A 26,900-nucleotide genomic window follows, 5' to 3' on the forward strand; every position below is an offset into this window, starting at 1 on the left:
CCGGCCCATGTTCTCCCTGACGCTCCAGGGAAGGCCTTGATGATGGACGGACAGTTCGCGATGCCGGCGCCGCGGGTGATGCGCCGTGCCCGCATCCGGGAAGGACAGAACTTCCCCCTCGGCGCGACGTGGGACGGGACGGGCGTCAACTTCGCGCTGTTTTCCGCCAATGCCACGAAGGTGGAGCTGTGCCTGTTCGACGAAGCCGGCGAGCGGGAGCTGGAGCGGATCGAGCTTCCGGAATACTCGGACGAGGTCTGGCACGGCTACCTGCCGGACGCCGGGCCAGGCACCATCTACGGTTACCGGGTGCATGGTCCCTACGAGCCGCTGGCCGGCCACCGCTTCAATCCCAACAAGCTCCTGCTCGACCCCTATGCCCGCACGGTGGTGGGCGATCTGACCTGGGGCCCCGAGGTCTTCGGCTACAAGCTGGAAACCGGCGACGACCTGACCTTCGATACGCGCGACAGCGCGCGGTTGATGCCCAAGTGCCGGGTGATCGACCCCGCCTTTACCTGGGGCCGCGACCGACCGCCGGCCGTGCCCTGGGACCGCACCGTGATCTACGAGGCGCATGTGAAGGGCTTCACCCAGCGCCATCCCGACCTGCCGGACGCGATGCGCGGCACCTATTCCGGCATGGCCTCGCCGGAGGCGATCGCCTATCTGCGCGGCCTCGGCATCACCTCGGTCGAGCTGCTGCCGGTGCATACCTTCGTCAACGACGACTTCCTGCTGCAAAAGGGCCTGACCAACTACTGGGGGTACAACAGCATCTCCTTCTTCTCGCCCGCGCGGCGCTATGCGCGCAACCCGGGCAACGCCACGGCGGAATTCAAGGAGATGGTCGCCCGCCTGCACGAGGCCGGGCTGGAGGTGATCCTCGACGTCGTCTACAACCACACCGCCGAAGGCAACGAGCGCGGACCTACCCTGTCCTTCAAGGGCATCGACAACAGCAGCTACTACCGCCTGCTGCCGGACCAGCCGCGTTACTTCATCAACGACACCGGCACCGGCAACACGCTGAACATTTCCCACCCCCGCGTGCTGCAGATGGTCACCGACAGCCTGCGCTACTGGGCCACTGAGATGCGGGTGGACGGGTTCCGCTTCGACCTCGCCACCATTCTGGGCCGCGAGCCCTACGGCTTCGACGAAGGCGGCGGCTTTCTGGATTCCTGCCGGCAGGACCCCGTGCTGTCGCGCGCCAAGCTGCTGGCCGAACCCTGGGACTGCGGCCCCGGCGGCTATCAGGTGGGCGGCTTTCCGCCCGGCTGGGCGGAATGGAACGACCGCTTCCGCGACACGGTGCGTGCCTTCTGGCGCGGCGACGCGGGGCAGGCGGCGGAGCTCGCCACGCGGCTGACCGGCTCGGGCGACAAGTTCAACCGCCGTGGCCGCAAGCCCTGGGCCAGCGTCAACTTCGTCACCGCGCATGACGGCTTCACGCTCAACGACCTCGTATCCTACGACAACAAGCACAACGAGGCGAATGGCGAGGGCAACCGCGACGGCCATTCCCACAACCTGTCGTGGAACCACGGCGCCGAGGGTCGCACCGCCGACCCCGCCATCACCGCGCTGCGCGAGCGGCAGAAGCGCAACATGATGGCCATGCTGCTGCTGTCCCAGGGCACGCCGATGATCCTGGGCGGTGACGAGATCGGCCGCACGCAGCACGGCAACAACAACACCTATTGCCAGGACAACGAGATCAACTGGCTGGACTGGCCCGGCATCGACGAGGACGGCGAGGCGCTGGCCGCCTTCACCCGCAAGATGATCGCGCTGCGCCAGTCCTTTCCCGTCCTGCGCCGCAACCGCTTCTTCACGGGCGAATGGAACGAGGCGATCGGCGTGCGGGATGTGTCCTGGCTGACGCCGGCCGGGCAGCCGATGGAGCCGGTGCACTGGCAGGACCCGGGCACCCGCTGCTTCGGCATGCTGCTGGACGGCCGCGCGCAGACCAGTGGCATCCGCCGCCCCGCCGCCGACGCCACGCTGCTGATCGTCGCCAACGCGCATCACGACGCCGTGCCCTTCTCGCTGCCCAAGGCGACCGGCGGGCGGCACTGGCTGCTGCTGGTGGATACCAACAGGCCGGACCTGGACGAGCCGGAGAACTTCGCGCTCGGCCACGCCTATCTGGTGACCGGCCGCTCGCTCCTGTTGTTCGTGCTGGTGCCGGAGCAGGAAAGCAACGCGATCCTGGCCGCGGCCCATTCGGCGCTGCTTGCCGGCATGGAGCCGCCCCCGATGCCGGGCGACGACCTGGAGGACCATCCCCTGGTCCGGCCGGCGGCGGCGGAATGGCAGGCCGGCGACCGCGCCACGTCCTTCCAGCCGGAAGGTCCCGCCGCGATGCGCCCGCGGTCGCGCACGGCGGCATCCATCAAGCGTGCCTGGCAGCGCCTGACGCGGCGCCGCCCGCCGCAGAACTGACTGGCGCCGGCGGGCAATGGACCCGGAAGGGTCCATCGCCCGCCCGGGCATTCCCCGGCGAATGGGTTGTCGCGCGGCGGCCGGAACCGCCGCGCGGCTTCGTGTTCTGTCAGGCGGGCTTCAGTTGGGGCCGGCCAGCCGCTTGGGCGCCGCGCTCTTGTCCCGCAGCGCGTTGAGGCGGTCGCTCAGGCTCGCCTGCGCGGAGGGGCCGCCCGACACCTGCGCCATGGCGGCGGCGATGTTGGCATCATCCTGCTCCGGCTGCGTGGGCTTCAACAGCCGGGCCTTGGCGTTGGCCGCCTCGGCATGCGCCAGATCCTTGGCCGCGGCGTCCTGCATCGCCTTCAGTGCGACGCTGAGACCGCTGGTGGCGCCGGTCAGGCCGGCGGCCTGGCGCGCGGCCTCGGCGCGCTGCTCGGCCACCTGGCGCTGCTGGTCGGCGCGCGTCATGTCGCGCTGCGCGCGTTGCAGCGCCTCGCGCGCCGTGCGCAGCTTCTGCCCGGCCTGGTCGTAGGCGTCCTGCAGCATGGTCACGAAGTCCTGCGCGTCCACCGCGTCCTGCTTTTCGCGCTCCAGCTCCGGCGCCATCTGCTCCAGCATGGTCACCAGCGTGCCGAGCGAGCGCTCCAGTTCCGCCTTCCTGGCGGGGTCGGGCTGCGCATCGAGCTGTTTCTGCAGCATCTCGGCGGCGGCCATGCGCTGCATGGACAGCTTCTGGATCGCCTCGGCCTCCTGCGCTTCCTTGTTGTAGGCTTGGCGCGCCTGGGCCACCTGCATCCCGACCTTGTCGAGGTGCTGCTCCATGGTGCGCAGCTCCGCCTCGGTCGCGGATTTGGGGTCCCAGCGGACGATGGCCTCGACGGCATTGTTGACGGCTTGGTCGGCCTTCACGCCGGCGAGGTTCCTGATAAAGGCAAGCATGGTCGTTCTCCCGAATGAATCGTGGTTCAGCCGCCCATCGCGCCGGCATTCAGCATCGCGACGGCGAGCTGCGCGCCCACCAGGGCGATGGCGGCGGACAGGTTGCCGTTCTCGATCGCCTTCCGCAGGTCGCGGAACAGGGCCGAAACGGCGACAAAGCACAACAGCTGCAGCACGAGTGCCACCAGCCCCCAGACCAGGATGTCGAGCGTCACCCGGCTGGTGGCCAGCGTCGCCGCCAGCGGCATCGCCAGCGCCACCAGCGTGCCGCCCAGCACCACGCCCGCGGCGGTGTTGCCGGCGCGGATCATGGTGATCTCGCGGAACGGCGTCAGCGCCATGTAACAGGCGGCGCCGACCGCCAGCAGGATCAGCGTCAGGCCCAGCTGCACCACCAGCACGGGCAGGCCGGTGCCCAGGGTGCTCAGGATCGCGTCCATGCGCGCCCTCCTTCTCGATCAGCGTCTGTCATGGGGTTTCCTAGCCGTTCAACCCGAGCGAGGCCGGGTTCAGGTCGATGCCCGCCCAGACCTCGACCCAGGCGCGGCTGCCGTCCTCGGTGGTCTGCACCAGCACGTATTCCGTGGCCGGCGCCGGGTCGGCGGCGCCGGTCGGCGCGGCGTAGAGCATGGCCTCGTGCCGCAGTTCGCGCACGGTGCCGCCTTCGTCCAGCTGCTCCAGCATCACCCGAGGCGGGACCTTGCCGCTGCCGGGCGACCAGACGCGGGCATAGGTCTTGCCATCCCGCGTCTGGAACTCGGGCCAGCCGATCATGCCCTCGGCCGGGTGCAGCCAGGCGTCCCATTCCGCCTCGTCGGCGGGGTTGACCTCGTCCAGGCGCGAAAAGTAGCGGCATTCCGCCGGCACAGAGGAGGCACCGTCGCCTTCGCCCGCGCCGGGATGCACCTGCAGCATGGCATCGCCCGGAAGGTACAACCGCACCAGCCGCGCCGCGCTGCCGCCCGCGCCGTCCGCCACGCGTCCCAGCGCCGCAACGCTGACCCGCTCGGCACCGGCCGCCAGCGTCGCCTTGCCGGCGCCACCGAGCAGCAGAAACGGCGTGGGGTCCAGCGTCACGCTCATGCCGACGCGAAACCGCTCCGGCGCGTAGCCTTCGCCGGATGCCTTGTGGCGCAGCATCGCCCCGGCGGAGGCCAGCGTGCCGCCCGTGCCTGTGTGCATGCTTCCCGTCCTCGCCGTGTTGCGCCGCATCCGCCGCCACGCCAGCAACCCCAGCAGGCCGCCGCCGACCACCACAACGCCGCCGACCATCCCGGCCGATGCGCCGCCCGCCGCCGGCGCCTGCGAAGCCTCGGCACGGTCGGCCACAGCGATGTCGGGCGGCACGTCGGGCGGCAGGTAGTTGGGATCGCGCGGTTGGTCGGCGCGGCTGGCCAGCTCGCGGTCCAGCTGATCGAGCTGCTGCTGCACGGCCGGGTCGCTGCGCGCCGTGTCCTGCACCTGCGCGCGCCACGCGCCGAAGCCGGGGTCGTTGGCGTGGTTGTGAAAGAAGTCGCCATGGCCTGGCCGGTTCAAGGTGGACAGCATGAACCAGAGAAAGGCCGCGTCCCACACGCCGAAGCCCCGCGCGCCGTTCAGCACGGAACCCGGCGGGTTCCAGCCGCGCTGGCGGTACCAGTCCGGCCCGCCGGCGCTGCGCCCGCCGATCCGCCCGGTGTTCCAGTTGCCGCCCCAGGAACCGCCCCAGCCCCCGCCGGACTGCGCCGGCGCGCCGAAGCCGCCACCTGCGGACGGCGTTTCCGCCTGGCGGCGCAGAGCGGCATCGCGTTCCCGCACGCGCCGCAGCGCATCGCCCGAGGCTTCGCGGTTGAAGGCACGGTCGGACCCCGTGGCGACCGACGGGCTGCGGCCGTAGGTGGCGCCCGAGGACGGAAAGCCGGGCCGCGCGTAGCCGCCGCTGGACGGCGTGCGGACCGGCGGCGCGCTGGGCCGGATGGAAGGCGTGCGGGAATAGCCGCCGCTGCTTGGCCGCGAATAGCCGCCGGACGAACTGCGGGGCCGCGCCTCCGCCTCCATCGCCGGCAGGGCCGTGAACAGGGTGACGGTGACGCAGGCCAGGGCAAAGCCGACGCGACGCGTGGCCGCGTGCCATGGCGCGCGACGCTCGGGCACCACCGTCATGGCAGGCCGCATGAGCCGGCGCGGACAAGCCGGACGAAAGGTTGCAACCGCTGCTCCATCGCTCACGAAACGCCGGCCACGGTGCCTTGTGCGCCCCGTGCCGGAACGACAACTCGCCGCCCGGGGCAAAGTTACGGCAACGCCCACGGCGGGGGCCGGGGCGGAACGGCCCGCCCCGGTCGCGGTTACTTTTTGCGCGCGCGGGGGGCCGGCGCGGCGTCCGCCGCCACTGCGCCACCTCCGGCAAGCTGCGTCAGCAGCGTGTCCGTGCGCTTTTCCTCGTCCAGCGTTTGGCCGAGCAGCTCCGCCGCCTCGGTGTAGCCCAGCTTCTGCGCCCAGGACTTCAAGGTGCCGTAGCGTGCGATCTCGTAATGCTCGATCGCCTGCGCGCAGCCGATCAGCACGTCGTCGGACGCTTCCGTGCCGCCAAAGTCCTCCAGGTCCTCTTCCATCTCGCTGGTGAGGCCCTGCATGGCCTCGCAGGTCTTGCCACGCGCCGTCTTCTCGATGCTTTCGAAGACCTGCACCAGGCGCTCCACCTGGGTGGCGCTTTCCTCGGCATGGGTGGTGAAGGCCGATTTCAGCTCCGGTGCCTGGGCCGCGCGGGCGGATTTCTTGAGGGCCTGCACCGATTTCTTTTCGGCGTAGTACACGTCCTTCAAGGTCTCGTAGAACGCGTCCTTGAGCGTCTTTTCCGCCATGGCGATGTCTCCTGCCCATGCTACCTGGTGGCACGTCCACGGGGGCAACGCCCCGGCCGCAGGCTCGGTCGGTCCGGAGCGGATGAATTCTTCGCGGATGCCCCCCCCCACCCCGCCCGGACCCGGCCGGCGCTTTACCCACCCCGTCGCTTTACCCGCCCCGCCGCGGGCGGGTATGCCAGGGCGGGCACGCTTCGCCATTCCCGCACCGGAGCCCCGCAACGCTTGAGCAGCTTCCGCTTTCTCCACGCCGCCGACCTGCACCTGGACAGTCCCTTGCGCGGACTGGGCGCGGATGCGCCCGCCGCCCGCATCCGGCAGGCCACGCGCGACGCCCTGGGCAACCTGGTCGACCTCGCGATCCGTGAGCGGGTGGATTTCATGGTGGTCGCCGGCGACCTGTATGACGGCGACTGGCAGGACTTCCGCACCGGCCAGGCCCTGGTCGCGGCCTTTGCGCGGCTGACCCGCGCGGGCATCCGCGTTGTCGCCATCCGCGGCAACCACGACGCGGAAAGCGTGCTGACCCGGTCGCTGCGCCTGCCCGACGGTGCCGCGCTGCTGCGCGCCGACCGGCCGGACAGCCTGGACTGGCCCGAGCTTTCCGTCACCCTGCACGGGCAAAGCTTCGGCACGCGCGACGTGCAGCAGAACCTGGCGCAGGGCTATCCGGCGCCGCTGTCCAACCGCTTCAACATCGGCCTGCTGCACACCGCCGCCACCGGCCGCCCGGGCCATGCCGCCTATGCACCCTGCACGGTGGGGCAGCTCGCCGCACATGGCTACGACTACTGGGCGCTGGGCCACATCCATGCGCGCGAGGAACTGCTGCGAAACCCCTGGATCGTGTTTCCCGGCAACCTGCAGGGCCGCCACGTGAACGAGGCCGGGGCCAAGGGCGCCAGCCTGGTCACGGTGCAACACGGCCGGGTGGCGGCGGTGGAGCACCGGGCGGTCGATGCCGTGCGCTGGGCGCGCGCCACGGTGGACTGCGGCGGCGCGGCCGACGAGGCGGCGGTGCTGGACCGCGCCCGCCGCGCCATCGGCACGGCGGTGGACGCGGCGGAAGGCCGGCTGCTGGCATTGCGGCTGCGCCTTGAAGGCGACTGCGCCGCGCATGACGCCCTGGCGCGCGACCCCGCCGCGCTGCGCCAGAAGCTGCTGTCCGCCATGCTGGAAGTCGCGGACGCCGATGCCGTCTGGCTGGAGGACCTGCGCCTGGCCACCCGACCTGCGGGCGACGACGCCGGCCCGCTGCGCCTGCGCGACGACGCGGTGGGCCGCCTGGCGCGGGCGATCGACAGCCTGGCCGAGCAACCGGCGGCCATGCCGGCGGTGGAAAGCTATGCGGCCACCCTGCTGGACCGCGCCGGCGGGCTGCGCCAGCTGCTCGGGCCCGACCACCCCGCCGTGCGCGCCGCCGCCGGCGACCTGCCGCCCGAATTGCTGCTGCGGGCGCGCGACCTGCTGCTTGCCCGCCTGGCGCAGCGGTGACGCCATGCGGCTGACCGGCCTGACCCTGCGGCGCTACGGCCCGTTCCAGGACGCCGCCTTGCGCTTCGACCCGGCGCCGGGGCGGATCAACCTGGTGCTGGCGCCCAACGGCGCCGGCAAGTCAGTGCTGCGCCATGCCTTCAGCGAGCTGTTGTTCGGCATCGCGGGGCAAACGCCCATGGGGTTCCGCCATGGCTACAGCGGCATGCAGCTGTCCGCCACCGGGCTGGCGGCCGATGGCACCGCCTTTGCCGTCACCCGCCGCAAGGGCCTGCGCAACACCCTGACCGGCGCGGACGACGTGGCACTGGATGCCGCCTGGATGGACCGCCTGCTGGGCCGCGCCGATGCACGCCTGTTGCAGCAGCTTTTCGCGCTGGACACGGACCGGCTGCGGCAAGGCGGGCGCGACCTGCTGTCTTCCGGCGGCGCGCTGGCCGACGCGCTGTTGGCCGCGGCCGGCGGGCTGCGCGAGGCCTCGGCCCTGCGGCGGGAGCTGGAAGAGGAGCGCGACCGGCTGGCACCGCCCCGCCGCGTGGCGGCCCGGCCGTTTCACGCGGCGCTGGACCGCTGGACCGACAGCCGCCGCGCGCTGCGGCAAAGCCTGGTGCGCCCGCAGGAATGGGCGGGGCGCGAGCAGGCGCTGCGCGACGCCGCCCTGGCGCGAGACGCCAGCGGCCAGGCGGCGGCCGAGGCGGCCACGGCCCTACGCCGGCTGGAACGCATCCGCCGCACCCGCCCGCAGTTGCTGCGCCATGCCGCCGCCGCCGGCTGGCTGGCCGCGCATCCGCAGGCGCCACACCTGCCACCCGGCCTGGCCGCGCGCCTGCCCGCCGCGCGCGGCGCCGTTGCCCTGGCGGCGCATGGCGTGGGCACCCTGCAAGGCGCCCTGCACCGCCTGGACGCCGACATCGCCGCCATCAGCACGGACGACGCCCTGCTGGCCCACGCCGGCGCGATCGCCGCGCTGACCAGGGAAACCGGGCTGGTGGAACAGGCGGACGCGGCGCTGCCGGAGGTGGAGGCGGCCCTGGCGGCGGCGCAAGCCCGCGTCGCGGCCGCGCTGGCGGCGCTGGGCCAGCCGCCCGGGGCCGCCGAGCCGGATGCCCCGCTGCCTTCCGCCGCCTTGCGCGGCGAGTTGCGCCGGTTGCTGGCCGAGCACACGGCGGGGCAGGACACGCGCGCCCGCCTGCCCCGCCGCCTGGCGGAAGGCGCCGCGCGGCTGCGGCACGCCGAGGCGGCGCTGGCCGCGCTGCCGCCTTCCGCCGATGCCCCGCGGCTGGACGAGCTGCTGGCCGCCATCCGCCGGGACGGCGACCCCGCCGCCGCGCTGGCCGCCGCCCGGCGCGGCGTGGCCGAAGCGGAGGCGCGCCTGGCCAGTCTGGTGGCGACGCTGCCCGCCCCGCTGCGCGACCCCGCCGTGCTGGCGGCGCTGGACCCGCACCCGGCGCCAAACCGACTGGCCGATGCCCGCGATGCCGCCGGAGCCGCGCTGGCCCGGGCCGAGGACATGCTGGCACGCGCCGCCGAGGCGCTGCAAAGCCTGCGGCAACAACGATCGGCGCTGCTGGCCGCCGGCGTGCCACCGACGCGGGAAGCCCTGGCCGCCGCCCGCGCCCGGCGAGACAGCGGCTGGGCACTGTTGTTCCGCCGGCTGACCGGCGAGCCGGATGGCGCCGGGGAAGCCGCCCATGCCGGCGGCCAGCCGCTGCCGCTGGCTTATGCCGAGGCCGTCGCCACCGCCGACCGGCTGGCGGACGCCCGCTGGAGCGAGGCCGAGCGCGCCGCGACTGCGGAGCGGCTGGCGCGCGACCTGCCCAGCCAGGAAGCCGCCCATGCCGCCGCACTGGACGGGCACGCCGCCGCCGCCCGGGCGCTGGACGCCGCCCAGCAGCATTGGGACGCGGCGCTGCGCCCGCTCGGGCTCGCGGCCGGCAGCGGGCTGGCCGAGGCGCAGCGCGTGCTGGCCACGCGCGACGCCGCGCTGGCGGCGGCCGAGGCCCTGGCCCGGCTGCGGGCAGGGTTGGACGAACTGCAAGCACGGCAGGAGACGGCGGCGGCACGGCTGGCCCAGGCGCTGGGCGAGGCCACCGCGGCGCTGCCGCTGCTGCTGGACCGGGCAGAAGAGCGGCTGCGGGACCTGCGTTTGGCGGACAACCGGCGGCAAAGCTGCGAGGCAGCCCTTGCCGCCGCCCGCGATGCCCAGCGCGAAGCCACCGGGGAACAGGCCGAGGCAACCGACCGCCACGCCCGCTGGCAACGAGCCTGGGATGCCGCGCTGGCACGGCTGGGCCTGGCACCGGGCCTGCCGCCGGACGCGCTGGAGGAACGGCTGCGGCTGTGCGACGCCCTGGGCGACGCGCTGCGCGAGGTGGCGGCGCTGCAAAGCCAGGCGGCCGGCTGGCAGGCGGCGGTCGCGCGCTTCCGCGCCGGCTACGACGACCTTTGCCGGGCGCTGGGGCTGGCCCCGGATGCGGTGCCGCTGGCCGGGCTGCGGGCGCTGGACCGGCGCCAGCGAGGCGAGGCCGCGCTGGCCGAGCGCCGCGCCGCGTTGCGCGACGGCCGGGCGCGGGACGCCACCGCGCTGCGCGATGCCGAGACGGCGCTGGCCGGAGCCGAGGCGGCGTTGCAGACCGTGCTGGCCGAGGCCGGCGCCGACACGCCCGAGCAGGCCGAGGCGCGCATCGCCCTGGGTACCGAGCGGGCGCGGCAGGAGGCTTCCCGCGCGGTGGCCGAGGACGCGCTGCTCGCCGGCGGCGATGGCCTCGGCCTGGATGCGCTGCGCGCCGAGGCCGGGGAAGCACCGGACGACCTGGAACCGGCGCTGGCAGAGGCGGAAGCCACCCGGGCCCGACATGCCGCCGACGCCGAGCGAGGCGTCGCCCTGGTGGCGCGGCTGGAACTGGAAATGCAGCAGCTGGCCGGCGACGACGCGGCGCTGCGCGCCGCGGCCGAGGAAGCCGCCGCCGCAGGAATGCTGGGGCAGACACTCGACGACGCCCTCTTGCTGCAGGTGGCGGCCGGCCTGCTGGACGCGGCGCTGGCCACGGTGCAGGACGGCGCGGATGACCGCCTGCTGCGGCGCATCGGCGACGCCTTCGCCATGCTGACCGACGGCGGCTACACCGGAGTGTCCTCGCAGCCGGACGAACGCGGCACGGCGCGGCTGGTGCTCCGTTCACGGGCCTTTCCGGACGAGGAATGCGGCGTGGACGGGCTGTCGGAAGGCACGCGCGACGCGCTGTTCCTGGCGCTGCGGCTGGTGGCGATCGAGGACCAGGCCGCCTCTGGCACCGTGCTGCCGTTTCTTGGCGACGACATCCTGCAAAGCTTCGACGACCACCGCGCCGCCGCCGCCTTCCGGGCGCTGCTGGCGCTCAGCCAGACCGCCCAGGTGATCCTGCTGAGCCACCACGAGCACCTGCTGCCGGTGCTGCGGGCGGCGGTGCCGGACACCGCCGTGCATGTGCAGCGGCTGGACGGCTGACGCACGGCGAACCAGCGGCCGCCACGCGCGTTGAAGCATTGTCCAGCCCAGGGAGACACGCGATGGCCGACCTCAACAGCATGCCAGGCGCGGTGGCCGTGGTGACGGGCGGTGCTTCCGGCATCGGCCTGGCGGCGGCCACGCGCTTCGCCGCCATGGGCCTCAAGGTCTGCATAGCCGACTTGGCCGGGGAAGGGCTGGAACAGGCCGGGACGGCGCTGGCCGCCGTGGCGCCGGGCGGCGCCGCGGACATCCTGGCCGCCGCCGTGAACGTCAGCCGGCCGGAAGAGATGGAACGGCTGGAAGCCGCCGTCACCACGCATTTCGGCGGCACCGACATCCTGATGAACAATGCCGGCATCCAGCCCGGCAGCGCCATCTTCGGCCCGCGCGAGAACTGGGAACGGGTGATGGGCGTCAACCTGTGGGGCCCGATCAACGGCACCCGCGCCTTTGGACCCAACATGGTGGCGCGCGGCCGGCCGGGCATGATCATCAACACCGGCTCCAAGCAGGGCATCACCACGCCGCCGGGCGACCCGGCCTACAACATGTCCAAGGCGGGGCTGAAGGCCTTCACGGAAGCGCTGGCCCATGAGCTGCGCAACACGCCGGGGTGCCGCGTCACGGCGCATCTGCTGATCCCGGGCTTCGTGTTCACGCCGCTGGCCGCCGGCGGCCGCACCAGCAAGCCGGATGCTGCCTGGACGGCCGAGCAGACCGTGGACTTCATGCTGCAACGCTTGGCGGCCGGCGATTTCTATATCCTGTGCCCGGACAACGACGTTCCGCGCGCGCTGGACGAGCGGCGCATCCTGTGGGCAGCGGGCGATATCGTGGAGAACCGCCCTGCCCTGTCACGCTGGCACCCCGACCATGCCGAGGCCTTCACGGCCTTCGCGGCGCAGCCGAAGGATTAAGGCCGCCGCCGTAGCATAGGGAGACGATCCCGCCGCGCCACGTTTCACATTTCGCCAGCACGCCGCTGCCGCCCCTTGGCGAACAGCGCGGACACCCTGGCGCGGTTCAACTCGGTGAAGGCGCCCATCGGGGCGGGACGGGCCACAAGAAAGCCCTGGATCTGATCGCACCCGAGCGTTTGCAGCATATCGAGCTGCGTCTGTGTTTCGACGCCTTCCGCCGTGACGTGCAGGCCCAGGTTGTGTCCAAGATTGACGATGGCTCTGGTCAGTGTCAGCGCATCCTCGTTCTGACCCAGCTTCCTGATGAAGGATTTGTCGATCTTGATCTTGTCGAAGCGAAAAAGCTGCAGGTAGCTTAGGCTCGAGTATCCGGTCCCGAAATCATCCAGCGCGATGCGAACGCCAAGGTCACGCAGCCGGTTCAATGTCATCACCGCCTTGGCCGTGTCTTCGATCAGCACGCCCTCCGTCACCTCCACGACGATCCGTTCCGGATTGAGCGCGTTGACGCGAAGGCCGTTCGCGATGATGCCGGTGAGATCCGAGCGGCGGAACTGCGAGGGCGAAACGTTCAAGGACACCCGCCACGGCTGTTCCCAGGCAGCCGCGTCCCGGCAGGCCTGCTCGACAACCCAGCGCCCGATGCCGTCGATGAGCCCCGTCCCTTCCGCCAAGGGAATAAAGTCGGAGGGTGGGATCATGCCGCGCGAGGGATGCTGCCAGCGGATCAAGGCCTCAAAGGTCTCGACTTCGCCAGTGATGCCATTCACCAGGGGCTGATAATGCAGGATGAGCTCGCCTCGCTCGATCGCACCGGCGAGTTCCTGTTCGAGCTGGAGCCTGAGCTGCAACGAGGCGTTCATTGATGCCTCATAGAAGCGCAGCCCGCAGCGGCCCTCCTGCTTCACCCGATACATCGCCGCGTCGGCAGCGCGCAGCAGTGTATCCCGGGTGGCGCCGTCGTCAGGGTAGAAGGCGATCCCGATCGATGCGCCGATCTCGATCCGGTGCCCCTCGATCTGAAACGCGCGGCCAAGCGCCTCAACGATCCGATTGGCTACGGCTGACACCCTTTCGGGCTGCGGGTCGCCCGTCAGGATAAGGGCGAACTCATCCCCGCCGATGCGTGCGAAGGTGTCGGACGGCCCGATCTCGGCGAGCACGCGCTTGGATGCCTGTATCAGGAGGGCGTCGCCGGCGGCATGCCCATAAAGGTCGTTGACCACCTTGAACCGGTCGAGGTCGATATAGGCAATGGCGACGGACCCCCGGTGCTGCGCCGCGCTATCGAGCGCGATGTCGAGGCGTTCCAGGAGGGTGTGGCGGTTCGGCAGGTCCGTCAGCGTGTCGACACGCGCCAGGTAACGCATCCGCGCTTCGTCACGCTTGGCCTCGCTCAAATCGCGCAGGGCCACCGCGATGGCGGCACTGCCCAGATACTGAATGGGCTGGCACGACAGCTCCGCGGGGCCCTGGGTCCCGTCGACGGCCTGGAACGTCACCTCCTCGGGCTCCCGTTCCTGCAGCGGGCAGCGGCTGCGGCGGACCAGGAGTGGGGTGGTCTGCTCGGTGAAGAGGCTCAGTACGGGGCGGCCGATCAATTCGCCTGCCGAAGCCTTGAACAGGCGCTCGCCGGCACGGTTGACCTCGAGCACTATGCCATCGCGATGGATGAACAGAACCTCTTTGGCCAGGTTGCTGAGCAGGCGCATGCGATCGAGATCCTGCAGCGCCTGTTGCGTCAAGCGCCGCTCCACCATGATCGCCGCCAGGCTTGCGAGCAGGATGATGACGCTGACGCTGCCGACCGCTATCGCCAGGGTGGTTGTGCCGAGCACCGTTCCGGCACTCGCCTGCGTGTTCGCGAAGCCGGGAACCACGGTGATCGCCGTCATGCCGGTGAAATGCAGGCCGCAGATCGCCAGCGACAGCCAGCCCGCAACCTCGAGGCGGCGGGGCAGGGAGTCCAGGCGGTCGGCCCGGGCCAGGGCGAAGGTCGCGAAGACGACGCTGACAGCCACGGACGCCGCGACGTAGTTCCAGTCGAGGAGCAGAAAGCCGGCAAAGCTCATCGCTGCCACGCCGATATAGTGCATCCCCGTGATGGCGAGGCCAATCAGCAGGCCGCCCAGGGCAATGCGCTTCGGACCTGCCAGGAGGTGCCACGCCATCAGGGCGAGCATCGTGCCGCCGGCGGCGACAACGATCGATATGGACGTCAGCCCGAGATCATAAGCCATCTCCTGAGCCGGCTCGAAGGCCAGCATGGCCACGAAGTGCAACGACCAGATGCTGCAGCCGAAGATGACCGCCGCAAAAGCGATCCAGCGGCGCCGATGCGTTGTGTCGACATCCCGCACCCTTGCCAGGAGCATGGTTTTTGTCACGCACCCCAAAAGACAGATGAACGCGGAGACGGCGACCAGCCAGAGATTGTGGTCGTACGTGATACAACTCAGCACATTCATCATGGCGTCTGCCTGACCGCAAAGAGATCAATCTATCAGTCAATAAAACAGCAGAAAGTAATAATATTATATAAATATAGTTTTAGAAATTACTAAACTTGGGCAATTTAATCTATGAGCCAAGGACAGGTGTCGCTTCCACAGGCAAGCATTGGTCTGGCGATACAGATCTCAATATGGCTCCCAGGCTCCGTCGCAAGAGCACCCCCGGCGCTCCCCTGAAGTCCGACAACCCAGGCAGTCTTTGATATGCGCCAGCTTGAGTATCGCTCTTTCTGGTAGCGGCTGGCTGCACCGGCGTTCGCGAACACGCGGCCCACTGACTGAATAGGCCAAGTCCCTGAACCATGGTGGCGCTTAGCCCGGTTGTAATTGGCGGTTCCTGGCTGTGCGCCGGTCGGCTCGCTCTCAGCGCCGACCAGCTGGCTTGGCGGCGCTTGCTTCATCCCGTTTGGCGGGCCGCCTCACATGCGACCTCAAGCGCATCGCGTGGTCTGGCCACAAGCTGGGCAAGATCGCTGGCCCGCGTGCTCAGAAAGCCGGCCATGGTGGCCGAGGAGATCGACAAGAGCATGGCCGGTTGAAATGGCAGAAGAGACAGCGCGGACAGTCGCTCGCGCTCCTCGCGCAGACTGGCCGGCTCGTAGGCGACGCCCAGACGCGCCGCGAGGTCGGGGATCGAGAAGGAGCTCGTGCCCGACAGTTCGTAGACGCAGCCGCGGTGAGATGCCGGATCACCGAGGACCACCATGGCGGCATCGGCCAGGTCGGCCCGGGCCACCGCCGAAATCGGCTGGGTGCCGAATGGCGCTGTGATGCGCTTGCCACGCGGGGCGGCCAGCGCCCCAATCAGCTCGGCGTAGAGACCGTTGCGCAAGATCGTCCAGGCAAGGCCGGTGTCCCGAATGGCCCGCTCGGTCCAGCGATGGGCCAGCGCGAAGCCCAGATGATCGCTGGCTGCCAACAGGCTCGTGTAGATCACATGGGCAACCCCCTGCCGGCGGGCGGCTTCCAGCACCGCGCCATGCCGCCGTATCACGACATCGTCTTCCGCATAGCCCGCCGACAGGAGGAACAGCGTCGAGATACCGGAGAAGTTCAGCGTCTCGGGCTGGTCGAAGTCCATCGGCCGGTCCGCCGCGGCCGAGCGGCTGGCGGTCAGGAACGAGAGTCCCGCAGCGCGCGCCCTGGCAGCCACGAGCGAGGACAGGTGGCCCGAAGCACCGGTGATCAGGATCATGATACGCCCCTTTTCGTCAGGATCGCTCACGGCCTAGAAGGATCGCCGGGTCCGCGGAAGGAGGCACAACCGTGTCGGAAACGCACATCGATGTTCGCGACGCCGGGGTACTGGAGCCTTGCGGCATGCCGGATCATGAGGATTGCGGCCTGCGTCTCGCACTGGACCGGCTGGGCGAGCAGTGGACCGTCATGGCCCTCGCCGGACTTGTGCCCGGACCACGCCGCTACCGGGAACTGGAACGCTCGCTCACCGGCATCTCGCAGCGCATGATGACGCTGACGCTGCGCCGGCTGGAACGCGACGGTCACGTTCGGCGTCATGTCGAGCCGACGGTGCCGCCGAGCGTGACCTACGAACTGACCGAGCTGGGCCGCTCCTTCGCGGACCAGGTGGCGGCGCTGGTCGCCTGGACCCGCGTTCGAAAGCAAGAGATCGAAGCCTCGCAGGCGCGCTTCGACGCCGAAACGCGACGCTGACCGGCAAAGCTTCGCCGCTTATCACGATCGACCGCCGCCACCTGCCGGCTTTCCACTTGAGGCGCCCATCTTTCGACAGGCGGCGGAGCGCCTGAAGCCACCCTCCCCGGCCGCGACAAGGAAGATGTCCCCTACTGGAGCCGGCAGGCAGATGCCCCCATCTTCTCCGGACCGCCGGGATGTTCCCCGCGGGGACAGTCGCAAATCCACGAATTGCTGAAAGCAGCTTTTCCCGATGCTTCCATCAGGGCGTGGGCCGGATCGTATCGGCGAAGGTGAAGGAATCGGCGCGCGGGGTCAGCGTCAGATTGCGGCGTAGTCCCCAGATCGCCTTGGTGAAGTACACCGGGACCACGGGGGCATCCCCGATGGCCATTCGCGTCGCCTCGCGCACCAACGCGCTGCGGCGCGCGGCATCCGAATCGGTTTCCGCGGAGTCGATCAGCAGATCCAGCTTTGCATTGGAATAGCCGGTGAAGTTGTTGCCGCCGCGCCCCCGGTCCCGGTCCATGGTCTGCACCAGCGAGGACAGCGCCGAGGTCGCCAGCCCGTTGGGTGCGCCATAGCCCAGCATGAAGGCCGCCATGTCCGGCCCGCCATCAGCGCCCGCACTCCGCCGGCGGAACAGGATCGAGATCGGCACCGTATCCACCTTGGTCTGGATGCCGACCACCCCCAGCATCTGCCCCAACGCCTGGCAGACCCGCGCATCGCCCGGATAACGGTCGTTCGAGCAGGCCAGCGTCATTCCGAAGCCGCGGGGATAGCCGGCCTCCGCGAGCAGAGCGCGGGCTTTCGCGGGGTCATAGGCGAGCGGCTGCAGCGTCGCGTCGTGATTGTCGAGGCCCGGGGCCATGAACTGCCCGGCGGGCTCGGCCGCGCCTTCCATCGCACGCTCCGCGATGCCGGCCCGGTTGATGGCATGGCTCAGCGCCTGCCGCACGCGCAGGTCGCGGAACGGATTGCGCGGCAGGGGCTGCCCCTCCGGGCCGGTGACGTAGGGGGACTGCTCCCGCGCCGTATCAAGCTGCAGGTAGAGCATCATGATCGCGGTGGTCGAGAGCAGGTGGGCGTTGGGGGCGGCCTGGATGCGCTGCGTGAGCCCCGGCGGCACCGCGTCGATCACGTCGAGGTCGCCAGCCAGCAGGGATGCGACCCGGGCGCTGTCATTCGATACGAAGCGGAATTCCACGTTCTGCCAATGCGGCGCGGTGCCCCAGTAATTCGGGTTGCGCGTCAATGTCACACCTTGCCCCGGCGTCCATTGTCCCCAGCGATAGGGACCGGTGCCGATAGCCGCCCGGCCCCCACGAAACTCGTCCGGCGTCGCACCCCGGGTGGCGCGTGCCGAGACGATGCCGAAGGTGGCCAGGCTGAAGGGGAGTTGCGGCGAGGGGCCCCGCGTGCGGATGACGACGGTGCGCGACCCCTCAGCCTCGACCGACGTGACCTCGCGCAGGTCGGACTTGTAGGTCAACGGCGTTTCGGTCGCCATGTTGCGGGCAATGGTGCTGGCAATGTCCTCCGCCCCCAGGGGCGACCCGTCATGGAACGTCACCCCCTCGCGCAGGGTGAATTCCCAGGTGGTGGCATCGCGCATCCGCCAGGCCGTCGCCAGCCCCGCCACCGGCTTCAGCGCCTCATCCTGCCGCAGCAGCGGTTCGTAGATCTGCAGCGTGATGTTTCGGTTCGGAGAATAGGAGCTGGCGGGATCGGCCACGTCCAGGGCGGCGCGCACCCCGATCCGCAGGTCCTGAGCATTCGCAGGCGGCGCCGGCGCCGTGCCGGCAGCCAGAATGGCGGACAATCCGACGAGCGGGCCAAGGGTGCTGCGGTTCATGACGAACACCCAATCACGCGTCTCGCCGCTCCACAAGCCGCCGAACGAGCAATCCGGGTTCAACGCCCCAGCCATCGACGTATGGCAAGGCGAGGGGATCGTCGTAGATTTCCACGACCTTGTCGTTCCTCACTGCCTGCGAACATATTGTCTGACCAAGCCTCATGCTGATCCCGGGCTGGCGCAGCACCTGCGGTGGCACCCGTGGCCAGACAGGCGTTCCGGACGGTGCCCGCGATGCAGGTGGTATGCAGCTTGCATACGCCTTTTGTATGCATGACGCTCTCGACCTCTTGTCCAGCATGGCGGTTCCCGTGTCTTCGGGCATCGACGGGAAGATCATGGATGCCGTGCCGGCAGGGTGGCTCCGGCCGGGCGGCGGGCTTGGCAAGCATCACCCCGCGACGCTCTTTGCTGTTTCGTGCAGCTTGGTCTGGAAAGCGTCGCCGGCGGAGGCGCGCGGAAGCCCGAAGGTTCGCTGCGCGACGGAACGCGGCATGCCGGCGGGGTCCGCAGGCATGGCCGGTTTGCGTGACCACCTGCGCCATGAGCAACGTCTTCTGGACATGGCAAATGCCGCGGAGCGCGGCGTCCGGCTTGGCAATTTCCCTGGGCATCCCGCCGAGATCTTGGGCAATCCGGCCACGGCGGCAATGCTGCGCGATCCGGCCGCCCGCACCCTGCTCCATCGCAGCCCGAGGCCAGCCCCCGCGCGACGCTGCCGCTTCCGCTCAGGAACATGTACTGGTTGTCGAGGCCCTGGCCGCCGGCGAGATGCGGAAGGCGGCCGCGACCATCCGCGCCATGCCGCCGTCATGCCGCATGCTCCCGGCGCGACGGCGCCGTCGATGTCCCTCACCCCGCAGGAATAGACCGCCATGCATCGCCGCAGCCTCCTGGCCAGCGCCCTGGCCGCGCCCTTCGTGCCCAAGCCAGCCGCCGCGCAGACCGCGGCGCCGAGCCGCCGCGAGACCCTGCTGCTGGTGCAGGAATACGGCCCCAACAGCCTGGACATGCAGGGCATCGGCTCGGCGCAGCCGGTGAACGGCGTTTCGGTCAACTGCTACGACCGGCTGCTGCGCTTCAAGCCAGTGCCGCTGCCGGGCGGTGACGGCAGCACCTTCCGGATCGACCAGCTGGAGGGCGAGCTGGCGGAAAGCTGGCAGGTGGCCAGCGACGGCATGAGCGCCACCTTCCGCCTGCGGGATGCGAAGTTCCACAGCGGCCGCGCGGTGGGCGCGAAGGACGTGAAGTGGTCGCTCGACCGCGCCGTCAGCATCGGCGGCTTCGCGACAACGCAGATGGCGGCCGGATCGCTGGAAAAGGCCGAGCAGTTCGTGGTGGTGGACGACCGCACCTTCCGCATCGACTTCCTGCGGAAGGACAAGATGACGATGCCGAACCTGGCCGTCACCATCCCCTTCGTGTTCGACAGCGAGCTGGCGCAGCGCAACGGCGGCGGCGATCCCTGGGCCAAGGAATGGCTGAAGAACAATGTCGCCGGCTCCGGCGCCTTCCGCGTGGAAAGCTGGAAGCCGGGCGTCGAGACCATCTACACCCGCAACGACGACTGGACCTCCGGCCCGTTGCCGACGCTGCGCCGGGTCATCACGCGCGACATCCCCTCCCCCAGCACGCGCCGCGCATTGATCGAGCGCGGGGACGCCGACATCTCCTACGGCCTGCCGCCCAAGGACTTCAAGGACCTGGCCGAGGGCGGCAAGGTCAAGGTGGTGGGCGTGCCGGTGCCGAACGCGCTGTGGTCCGTGGCGCTGAACGCCGCGACCGGTCCCTTCACGGACGTCCGGTTGCGTCAGGCGGTGGCCTGGGCGATGCCGTACGAGAAAATCATGCAGGCCTCGCTGTTCGGCCGCGGCGTGCCGATGTGGGGCGCGACCGGGGAGGCCACCACCGCCTGGCCGCAGCCCTATCCCTATGATACCGACATCGCCCGCGCGCGCGCCCTGGTGCAGCAGGCGGCCCCGGGCGGCTTGACCACCACGCTGATTTTCGACGCCGGCGCCGCCACCATCGCGGAGCCGATGGCCGTGTTGATCAAGGAGGCGCTGGCGCCGATCGGCATCACGGTCGAGCTGCAGAAGATCCCGGGCGCCAACTTCCGCGGCGAGCTGAACAAGAAGACCGCACCCATGGCCATCAACCGCTTCGGTGGCTGGCTGGACTACCCGGACTACTACTTCTTCTGGAACTATCACGGCAACAACTCGATCTTCAACATCTCCTCCTACCAGAACCCGGAGATGGACAAGCTGATCGACGCCGCCCGCTTCACCGCCGACCCGGCGGCCTACAAGCGGGACGTGGAGGCCTTCATCGGCATGGCCATGCGCGAGGTGCCGGCCATTCCGCTGGCGCAGCCGCTGCACGACGTGGCAATGCAGAAGAACATCGGTGGCTATCAGTTCCTGCCGAGCCGCGAGCCCGACTTCCGCAGCCTGACCAAGGGCTGACGCGCCCGGCGGCGCCCGGGCCGGGCGCCGCCGTCCTGTTCCGTCCTGGGGGAGGCCACGGCCATGCGTACCGTTCTGCTGCGGCTGCTGGGTGCCCTGCCGGCGCTGGCCGGGGTGATCCTGGTCACCTTTCTGCTGACCCGCGTGCTGCCCGGGGATACCGCCAGCTACTTCGCCGGCCCCACCGCCAGCGCCGAAAGCATCGCGCAGATCCGCGCCGAGCTGGGGCTGGACCGGCCGCTGCCGGAGCAGTTCTTCCGCTACGTCACGGCGCTGGTGCAGGGCGACCTCGGCATGTCCCTGACCACCGGCCAGCCGGTGCTGCGGGACCTCGCGGCGCGGCTGCCGGCCAGCGTGGAGCTGACCCTGGCGGCGCTGCTGCTGGCCATGGGCGTCGCCATCCCGCTCGGCATCCTGGCCGCCGTGCGGCAGGGCAGTTGGGCGGACCATCTGTGCCGCATCGTGGTCACCGCCGGCGTCAGCCTGCCGGTGTTCTTCACCGGGCTGCTGCTGGTCTACGTCTTCTACTTCATCCTCGGCTGGTTCCCGGCACCGCTGGGCCGGCTGGACGCTTTTGCGAGTGCCCCGCCCACCGTGACCGGCCTCTATCTGGCCGACAGCCTGCTGGCGGGGGATATGGAAACCTTTCGCGCCTCGCTGGCGCAAATGGCGCTGCCGGTGGCCACGCTGGGACTGTTCGCCCTGGCGCCGATCGCCCGCATCAGCCGCGGCAGCATGCTGGCGGTGCTGTCGGCCGACTTCGTGCGCACGGCACGCGCCAGCGGCCTGTCGCCGCGCCGCGTCATCCTCACCTACGCCTTCCGCAACGCCATGCTGCCGGTGCTGACCACGCTTGGCATGGTGTTCTCCTTTCTGCTCGGCGCCAACGTGCTGGTGGAAAAAGTCTTCGCCTGGCCCGGCGTCGGCTCCTACGCGGTGGAGGCGCTGATCGCCTCGGACTTCGCGCCGGTGCAGGGCTTCGTGCTGACGATGGCCATCCTCTACGTGCTGCTCAACCTGATGATCGACCTGCTCTACGGCCTGATCGATCCGCGCGCGAGGATGGACGCATGAGCGCCGCCCAGGCCGCCGCCCCCCGCCCGCGAGAAGGCGCGGCGGCGTGGCGCCACGCCCGCCACGTGGTCACCGGCAACCCGGTCACGGCGCTGGCCTTCGCGCTGTTCTTTCTGCTGCTGCTTTGCGCCCTGCTGGGGCCCGCCCTGGTGCCTTACGATCCACTGGCCAGCGACACGGCCAACGCGCTGCAGGCGCCCTCCTGGGCGCATCCCTTCGGCACCGACCAGCTGGGGCGGGACATCCTGAGCCGCGTCGTCGTCGCCACGCGGCTGGACATGACGGTGGCCATCGCCTCGGTCGTGCTGGTCTTCGCGCTGGGCGGGCTGGCCGGCGTCGCCGCCGGGTATTTCGGCGGCTGGACGGACCGCGTGGTCGGCCGCATCGCCGACACCATCATGGCCTTTCCGCTGTTCGTGCTGGCCATGGGCATCGTTGCCGCGCTGGGCAACACCGTCACCAACATCGTCATCGCGACCGCCATCGTGAACTTCCCGCTCTACGCCCGGCTGGCGCGGGCGGAAGCGCGGGTGCGGCGGGACGCCGGCTTCGTGCAGGCGGCGCGGCTGACCGGCAACGGCGAGTGGCGCATCCTGCTGACGCAGATCCTGCCCAACATCCTGCCGATCATGGCGGTGCAGGTCTCGCTCACCATGGGCTACGCCATCCTCAACGCGGCGGGCCTGTCCTTTATCGGCCTCGGCGTGCGGCCACCGATGCCGGAATGGGGCATCATGGTCGCGGAGGGCGCCAGCTTCATCGTGTCCGGCGAATGGTGGGTCGCGCTGTTTCCCGGCCTCGCGCTGATGCTGGCCGTGTTCTGCTTCAACCTGCTGGGGGACGGGCTGCGCGACATCGTCGACCCGCAGCGGCGTGGCTGAAGGCCTCATGAGCATGGCCCAGGACGCTCCCCGCGTGCCCTTGCTGGACGTGCGGGACCTGACGGTGGAATTCGCGACGCGCGCCGGCCCGGTGCGGGCGGTGCGCCAGGTCTCGCTGCGCCTGATGAAGGGCGAGACGGTCGGCATCGTCGGTGAATCCGGCTCCGGCAAGTCCGTCACCTCCTATGCCGTCATGCGCATCCTCGACCGCGCGGGACGGATCGCGGAAGGCAGCATCGTCTTTTCCGGCATGCCGTTGCAGGCGGCGGCGGAAGGGGCGATGCGCGACCTGCGCGGGCGGGAGATCTCGATGATCTTCCAGAACCCCCGCGCGGCGCTGAACCCGATCCGCCCGGTGGGCCGGCAGATCGAGGACGTGATGCTGCGCCACGGCCAGGCGACGCGGCAGACCGCGCGCGGGCGGGCCATCGAGATGCTGGAGCAGGTGCGCATTTCCCGCGCCGCCGAGCGCTACCACGCCTATCCCTTCGAGCTGTCGGGCGGCATGTGCCAGCGCATCGTCATCGCGCTGGCACTCGCCTGCCGGCCGCAACTATTGATCGCCGACGAGCCGACCACCGGGCTCGACGTCACCACCCAGAAGACGGTGATGGAGCTGGTTTCCGAGCTGACGCGGGCGCGCGGCATGTCGACGCTGCTGATCACCCACGACCTCGGCCTTGCCGCCGCCTATTGCGACCGGGTGGTGGTGATGCAGCAGGGGCGCGTGGTGGAGGACGCGGCCTCCGCCAGCATCTTCCGCGCGCCCGCCCACCCCTATACCCGCCGCCTGCTGCGTGCCACGCCCCGCCCCGGCGCCGGGCTGCGCGACCTGCTGCCGGAAGGTGCCCCCGCCGGCGAGCCGGTGCGCCCGCCGCCGCCCGATGCGCCACCGCTGCTGGAAGTGACCCGGCTGGTGAAGGCCTATCCACGCCCGCTGGCGGCCGGCTGGTGGAAGCGTGGCGCGGCAGCGCCGCCGGTGCGCGCGGTGGATGGCATCTCCTTCAGCATCCGGCGCGGCGAAAGCGTCGGGCTGGTGGGGGAATCCGGCTGCGGCAAGTCCACCACCTCCACCATGCTGATGCGGCTGATCGACAGGACGGAAGGCAGCATCCGCTTCGACGGGCAGGAGATCGGCGACATTTCGCCGCGCGCCTTCACCCGCTCGCCGCTGCGTGCCCGCATCCAGATGGTGTTCCAGGACCCCACCGACAGCCTGAACCCGCGCTACACGGCCGAACGCGCCATCGCCGACCCGATCCTGCGGCTCGGCGGCCGCGCCGCGCGGGCCGGGCTGCGCGCGCGCTGCGAGGAACTGGCGGGGCTGGTCGGCCTGCCGGTGGAACTGCTCGGCCGGCTGCCGCACCAGCTGTCCGGCGGGCAGAAGGCGCGCGTCGGCATCGCCCGCGCCATCGCGCTGAACCCGGACCTGGTGGTGCTGGATGAGCCGACGGCGGCGCTGGACGTGTCCGTGCAGGCGGTGGTGCTGAACCTGTTGCAGGACCTCAAGGCCCGGCTGGGGATGAGCTATCTGTTTGTCAGCCACGACCTGCACGTGGTGCGGCTGCTGTGCGACCGCGTGATCGTCATGCGCGCCGGCCGCATCGTGGAGCAGGGGCCGACGGCCGAGGTGATGCAGCGCCCGCAACACGACTACACGCGCGAGCTGCTGGCCGCCGCGCCGGAACCGCCGTGACCACCCTGGCCGCGCTGAACGCCGCCAGCGCCGGGGGCTTCGCGTCGGCGCTGGACGGCATCTTTGAGCGCGCCCCCTGGGTGGCGGCGGACGCCGCGGCGGCGCGGCCCTTCGCGGACGCATCGGCGCTGCACACCGCGCTGATGCGGGCGCTGGAGAACGCCGGGGAGGCCGCCTTTCGCGCCTTCCTGAACGGCCACGAGCCGCTGGTGGCGGGGCCGTTGCCGGACAGCCTGACCGCGTCCTCCCGCCTGGAGCAAGGCGACCTGCCCTTGGGCGCGCTGATCGGCGCCGATGCCCTGGCCGCGCTGAACGCCGCCTACCGCCAGCGCTTCGGCTTTCCCTTCGTGGTCGCGCTGCGCCGCCGCACGGCGGCCGATGTGCTGCGGGAACTGCACCGCCGGCTGGCGGCGGAACCGGCGGCGGAATGGCCGCAGGCCCTGGCGGAAGTCGGCCACGTCACCCGCTTTCGCCTGCTGGCGCGGCTGGGGGAGCCGGTCCCCGGCGGCAGCATCAGGGTGGAGCTGGCCGGGCCGGTGCGGGCGCTGGTGCTGGAGCGGGAAGGCCAGGTGATCGCCCGGATGGCGGCGCCGGCCGGCGGCGGGGTGACGCTGTGGCGGGAAGCGCCGCTGCGGCTCGGCGCCTACCGGCTGCTGGCGGACGGCCGGCCGCACGACTTCCGACCGGAGCAGGCGGAAGGCGAGACCGTCCTGCCCCTCAGGGGTCCTGCATCAGGCTGACATGGGCGGCCACCACCTTCCAGCCGTCCGGGAAGCGCACCCAGCTCTGGCTTTGCCGCCCGCGGCGACCGCTGGCCAGCAGCACGTATTCGGTGTTCGCCACGCCGAAGTCGCGGCCAAAGGTGGTGAGCACCGTGTGCTCCAGCCGCCGCGCGCGGCTTTGGTGCTGCGTTGGCGTGCGGTTGGCGCGAAAGGCGGCGATCTCGGCATGGCCGTAAAGGTTCTCGGCCACGCCGTAGCGCAGGGTGAGGGCGTTTTCCCAGAAGCTGCCGTCCAGCACGGCCACGTTGTTCTCGTCCAGCCCACGGTCGTAGCGCTCAAAGGCGGCGCGCAGCCCGGCCAGCGCCTCGGGGTTGTCGATCTCGGTCACGTCGGTCATCGGCTTGGCTTTCCGTTCAGTGGCGGGCGCGTTCGACGGCCTCGGCGATGGCCACCAGCTTCGTATCCTGGCCGTGCCAGGCGAGGATGGACAGCCCGCAGGGCTTGCCGCCCGCGTGGCCCAGCGGCAGGCTCAGCTGCGGCAGCCCGGCGAAGCCCGCGAAGGAGGTGAGCTGGCTGATCCGCTCCGACAGCGCGTCCAGCGCCGCCAGCGGCAGGCCGAGCGGGGGTGCGGTGAAGGGCGTGGTTGGCAGGCACAGGATGGCGCCCCCTTCCAGCAGCCCGCGCGCCCGGGCCAGCACCTGCTGCCGCACGCTGGCCGCCTCCGCCGCCTGCGCGTCGGTGAAGCCGGCGGCCAGGGTCAGGTTGCGCGCCACGTTGAAGGCGAAGCGGGGGTTTGCCGCATCGATCCAGTCGCGGAAGGTGCGCCATCCCTCATGCCGCTGCAGGATGTTGCGTTGCGCGCTCCAGGCCACCAAGGCACCCGCCGGTCCCAGGTTCACGCCCTGCGGCGCATGGCCCAGCACGCGTCCCAGCAAGGCGACGGCGCCGGCCAGAGCCTCCCGCACCTCGGCATCGGCCAGCGCGAAGGCGTCCTCCGCGACCAGCAGCGGCGCCGCCATCGGGGCGGGGATCGGCTCTTGCAGCAGCACGGCGGAGGCTTTGGCGAAGGTGGCCGCATCGCGGGTGAACCAGCCGACGGTGTCGAAGCTGGGCGCCTGGGCGCAAACGCCCGCGAAGGAAATGCGCCCGTGCGTGGTGCGCAGCCCGTGCAGCCCGCACAGGCTGGCCGGCACCCGCACGGAGCCGCCCGTATCGGTGCCCAGCGCGATGTCGCATTCCCCCGCCGCGACGGCTGATGCCGAGCCGCTGGACGACCCGCCCGGCAGGCAGCCCGGCGCCGCCGGGTTGGCGGGCGTGCCGAAGAACTGGTTGAAGCCCAGAATGCCCAGCGAGATCTCGCAGGTCACGGTCTTGCCGACCAGGTCTGCCCCGGCATCGAGCAGCTTGCCAACGGCCCAGGCATGCGCCTGCGGCACGGGGTGCGTCCGCGCCCAATCCGGATTGCCGGCGCCGGTCGGCGTGCCGGCGACATCGAACAGATCCTTGGCGGCGAAGCTGAGTCCGGTCAGCGGGCCCGATGCGGCGGGTGACAGGCGATAGCGGGGGCCGGGAAGAAAAGCGTCGGTCGTGCTGTTCGTCATGCGGAAGACCTAGCAAGACCCGGGCCGGTCGCCAGCGTGGCATGGCCGGCTCCAGGTCGTGCGGGGGCCGGCTGTCCGACCCTCGCGGATGCCGGGTCCCGGCCTGCCGGATCGCGGGTCCGGGGACAGGGTCGACCGACGCTCCCGATCCAGGATGTCGCCGGCGGTGGAAAGCCAGAACCACCACACCGCGGGCGGCATGCCCGATTTGGCATGATCCTCGCTCCGATCCGGCGATAAACTCCGTATCGCGACCACGACGGTCGTTGAAACGCCTTCACGGACGGCCCGACCAGCCGCCGCACCAGCAGG

General features: G+C 70.8%; 20 protein-coding genes. 11 read left to right on the forward strand and 9 right to left on the reverse strand.

The window, feature by feature from the left end:
• The first annotated feature begins 39 nt into the window (after positions 1-39).
• Positions 40-2,448, forward strand: coding sequence for a glycogen debranching protein GlgX (glgX, locus tag IAI59_RS02170; protein WP_408887617.1), 2,409 nt, complete (start codon positions 40-42; stop codon positions 2,446-2,448).
• A 120-nt stretch (positions 2,449-2,568) separates the two neighbouring features.
• Here the strand turns inward: glgX and IAI59_RS02175 are convergent, their stop codons facing one another.
• The 4 genes from IAI59_RS02175 to IAI59_RS02190 form a co-directional block, all read right to left on the reverse strand.
• A complete protein-coding gene (locus IAI59_RS02175; protein WP_207417877.1) occupies positions 2,569-3,369 on the reverse strand; it encodes a hypothetical protein in 801 nt (266 codons plus the stop codon).
• Between the two features lie 26 nt (positions 3,370-3,395).
• Positions 3,396-3,809: a DUF350 domain-containing protein gene (locus tag IAI59_RS02180; protein WP_207417879.1), complete on the reverse strand. Its 414-nt coding sequence runs from the start codon at positions 3,807-3,809 to the stop codon at positions 3,396-3,398.
• A 40-nt stretch (positions 3,810-3,849) separates the two neighbouring features.
• On the reverse strand, positions 3,850-5,511 hold the full coding sequence (locus IAI59_RS02185; RefSeq protein WP_207417880.1) for a DUF2491 family protein: 1,662 nt from the start codon (positions 5,509-5,511) through the stop codon (positions 3,850-3,852).
• Between the two features lie 185 nt (positions 5,512-5,696).
• The gene (locus IAI59_RS02190; RefSeq protein WP_207417881.1) at positions 5,697-6,212 is read right to left on the reverse strand and encodes a YciE/YciF ferroxidase family protein; all 516 of its coding nucleotides are present in this window, start codon (positions 6,210-6,212) and stop codon (positions 5,697-5,699) included.
• Positions 6,213-6,437: 225 nt separating this feature from the next.
• On the opposite strand from IAI59_RS02190, the gene IAI59_RS02195 reads away from it, so the two are divergent.
• From IAI59_RS02195 to IAI59_RS02205, 3 genes are all read left to right on the forward strand, one after another.
• Positions 6,438-7,706, forward strand: a complete 1,269-nt coding sequence (locus tag IAI59_RS02195; RefSeq protein ID WP_207417883.1) for a metallophosphoesterase family protein — start codon at positions 6,438-6,440, stop codon at positions 7,704-7,706.
• 4 nt (positions 7,707-7,710) lie between these two features.
• Positions 7,711-11,193, forward strand: a complete 3,483-nt coding sequence (locus IAI59_RS02200) for an AAA family ATPase (protein WP_207417885.1) — start codon at positions 7,711-7,713, stop codon at positions 11,191-11,193.
• A 62-nt stretch (positions 11,194-11,255) separates the two neighbouring features.
• Complete coding sequence (locus tag IAI59_RS02205) at positions 11,256-12,113, forward strand: SDR family NAD(P)-dependent oxidoreductase (protein WP_207417887.1); 858 nt, start codon at positions 11,256-11,258, stop codon at positions 12,111-12,113.
• A gap of 44 nt (positions 12,114-12,157) precedes the next feature.
• On the opposite strand, the gene IAI59_RS02210 is transcribed toward IAI59_RS02205, so the two are convergent.
• Positions 12,158-14,587: a bifunctional diguanylate cyclase/phosphodiesterase gene (locus tag IAI59_RS02210; RefSeq protein ID WP_207417889.1), complete on the reverse strand. Its 2,430-nt coding sequence runs from the start codon at positions 14,585-14,587 to the stop codon at positions 12,158-12,160.
• Between the two features lie 439 nt (positions 14,588-15,026).
• Positions 15,027-15,824: an NAD(P)H-binding protein gene (locus tag IAI59_RS02215; protein WP_207417890.1), complete on the reverse strand. Its 798-nt coding sequence runs from the start codon at positions 15,822-15,824 to the stop codon at positions 15,027-15,029.
• A 71-nt stretch (positions 15,825-15,895) separates the two neighbouring features.
• Here IAI59_RS02215 and IAI59_RS02220 point away from each other — a divergent pair, with 71 nt between their 5' ends.
• The gene (locus IAI59_RS02220) at positions 15,896-16,303 is read left to right on the forward strand and encodes a winged helix-turn-helix transcriptional regulator (RefSeq protein ID WP_272877394.1); all 408 of its coding nucleotides are present in this window, start codon (positions 15,896-15,898) and stop codon (positions 16,301-16,303) included.
• Between the two features lie 244 nt (positions 16,304-16,547).
• Here IAI59_RS02220 and IAI59_RS02225 read toward each other — a convergent pair whose 3' ends face one another.
• Positions 16,548-18,143 (reverse strand): ABC transporter substrate-binding protein, encoded by a 1,596-nt coding sequence (locus tag IAI59_RS02225; protein WP_207417891.1) that lies wholly within the window; start codon positions 18,141-18,143, stop codon positions 16,548-16,550.
• A 164-nt stretch (positions 18,144-18,307) separates the two neighbouring features.
• Between IAI59_RS02225 and IAI59_RS02230 the strand changes: the two genes are divergently transcribed.
• The 6 genes from IAI59_RS02230 to uraD all read left to right on the forward strand — a co-directional run bounded on the left by IAI59_RS02230 (position 18,308) and on the right by uraD (position 25,005).
• Positions 18,308-19,015, forward strand: a complete 708-nt coding sequence (locus tag IAI59_RS02230; RefSeq protein ID WP_207417892.1) for a hypothetical protein — start codon at positions 18,308-18,310, stop codon at positions 19,013-19,015.
• A gap of 6 nt (positions 19,016-19,021) precedes the next feature.
• Positions 19,022-20,614, forward strand: a complete 1,593-nt coding sequence (locus IAI59_RS02235; protein ID WP_207417893.1) for an ABC transporter substrate-binding protein — start codon at positions 19,022-19,024, stop codon at positions 20,612-20,614.
• A gap of 63 nt (positions 20,615-20,677) precedes the next feature.
• Positions 20,678-21,688, forward strand: coding sequence for an ABC transporter permease (locus IAI59_RS02240; protein ID WP_207417894.1), 1,011 nt, complete (start codon positions 20,678-20,680; stop codon positions 21,686-21,688).
• A complete protein-coding gene (locus IAI59_RS02245; RefSeq protein ID WP_207417895.1) occupies positions 21,685-22,569 on the forward strand; it encodes an ABC transporter permease in 885 nt (294 codons plus the stop codon). The genes IAI59_RS02240 and IAI59_RS02245 overlap by 4 nt, the downstream gene beginning before the upstream one ends.
• 7 nt (positions 22,570-22,576) lie before the next feature.
• Entirely contained in the window at positions 22,577-24,265 is a 1,689-nt protein-coding gene (locus IAI59_RS02250) for a dipeptide ABC transporter ATP-binding protein (RefSeq protein WP_237180782.1), read from the forward strand.
• Positions 24,262-25,005, forward strand: coding sequence for a 2-oxo-4-hydroxy-4-carboxy-5-ureidoimidazoline decarboxylase (gene uraD, locus IAI59_RS02255; protein WP_207417896.1), 744 nt, complete (start codon positions 24,262-24,264; stop codon positions 25,003-25,005). The genes IAI59_RS02250 and uraD overlap by 4 nt, the downstream gene beginning before the upstream one ends.
• On the opposite strand, the gene hpxZ is transcribed toward uraD, so the two are convergent.
• Positions 24,983-25,384, reverse strand: a complete 402-nt coding sequence (gene hpxZ / locus IAI59_RS02260; protein WP_207417898.1) for an oxalurate catabolism protein HpxZ — start codon at positions 25,382-25,384, stop codon at positions 24,983-24,985. The two genes, uraD and hpxZ, sit on opposite strands and share 23 nt — an antisense overlap.
• A 16-nt stretch (positions 25,385-25,400) precedes the next feature.
• Entirely contained in the window at positions 25,401-26,588 is a 1,188-nt protein-coding gene (locus tag IAI59_RS02265; RefSeq protein ID WP_207417899.1) for an amidase, read from the reverse strand.
• Between the last annotated feature and the right edge of the window lie 312 nt (positions 26,589-26,900).

This window comes from Roseomonas haemaphysalidis, assembly GCF_017355405.1.
GTDB lineage: Bacteria > Pseudomonadota > Alphaproteobacteria > Acetobacterales > Acetobacteraceae > Pseudoroseomonas > Pseudoroseomonas haemaphysalidis.

Excerpts from the sequence above, each read along its gene's own strand:
- IAI59_RS02200 (WP_207417885.1), top strand. The coding sequence starts at position 7,711 with ATGCGGCTGACCGGCCTGACCCTGCGGCGCTACGGCCCGTTCCAGGAC.
- IAI59_RS02235 (WP_207417893.1), top strand. The coding sequence starts at position 19,022 with ATGCATCGCCGCAGCCTCCTGGCCAGCGCCCTGGCCGCGCCCTTCGTG.
- hpxZ (WP_207417898.1), bottom strand. The coding sequence starts at position 25,384 with ATGACCGACGTGACCGAGATCGACAACCCCGAGGCGCTGGCCGGGCTG.
- IAI59_RS02210 (WP_207417889.1), bottom strand. The coding sequence starts at position 14,587 with ATGATGAATGTGCTGAGTTGTATCACGTACGACCACAATCTCTGGCTG.
- IAI59_RS02240 (WP_207417894.1), top strand. The coding sequence starts at position 20,678 with ATGCGTACCGTTCTGCTGCGGCTGCTGGGTGCCCTGCCGGCGCTGGCC.
- IAI59_RS02245 (WP_207417895.1), top strand. The coding sequence starts at position 21,685 with ATGAGCGCCGCCCAGGCCGCCGCCCCCCGCCCGCGAGAAGGCGCGGCG.
- IAI59_RS02265 (WP_207417899.1), bottom strand. The coding sequence starts at position 26,588 with ATGACGAACAGCACGACCGACGCTTTTCTTCCCGGCCCCCGCTATCGC.
- IAI59_RS02190 (WP_207417881.1), bottom strand. The coding sequence starts at position 6,212 with ATGGCGGAAAAGACGCTCAAGGACGCGTTCTACGAGACCTTGAAGGAC.
- glgX (WP_408887617.1), top strand. The coding sequence starts at position 40 with ATGATGGACGGACAGTTCGCGATGCCGGCGCCGCGGGTGATGCGCCGT.
- IAI59_RS02205 (WP_207417887.1), top strand. The coding sequence starts at position 11,256 with ATGGCCGACCTCAACAGCATGCCAGGCGCGGTGGCCGTGGTGACGGGC.
- IAI59_RS02215 (WP_207417890.1), bottom strand. The coding sequence starts at position 15,824 with ATGATCCTGATCACCGGTGCTTCGGGCCACCTGTCCTCGCTCGTGGCT.
- IAI59_RS02180 (WP_207417879.1), bottom strand. The coding sequence starts at position 3,809 with ATGGACGCGATCCTGAGCACCCTGGGCACCGGCCTGCCCGTGCTGGTG.
- IAI59_RS02250 (WP_237180782.1), top strand. The coding sequence starts at position 22,577 with ATGAGCATGGCCCAGGACGCTCCCCGCGTGCCCTTGCTGGACGTGCGG.
- IAI59_RS02185 (WP_207417880.1), bottom strand. The coding sequence starts at position 5,511 with ATGACGGTGGTGCCCGAGCGTCGCGCGCCATGGCACGCGGCCACGCGT.
- IAI59_RS02230 (WP_207417892.1), top strand. The coding sequence starts at position 18,308 with ATGCTGATCCCGGGCTGGCGCAGCACCTGCGGTGGCACCCGTGGCCAG.
- IAI59_RS02175 (WP_207417877.1), bottom strand. The coding sequence starts at position 3,369 with ATGCTTGCCTTTATCAGGAACCTCGCCGGCGTGAAGGCCGACCAAGCC.
- IAI59_RS02225 (WP_207417891.1), bottom strand. The coding sequence starts at position 18,143 with ATGAACCGCAGCACCCTTGGCCCGCTCGTCGGATTGTCCGCCATTCTG.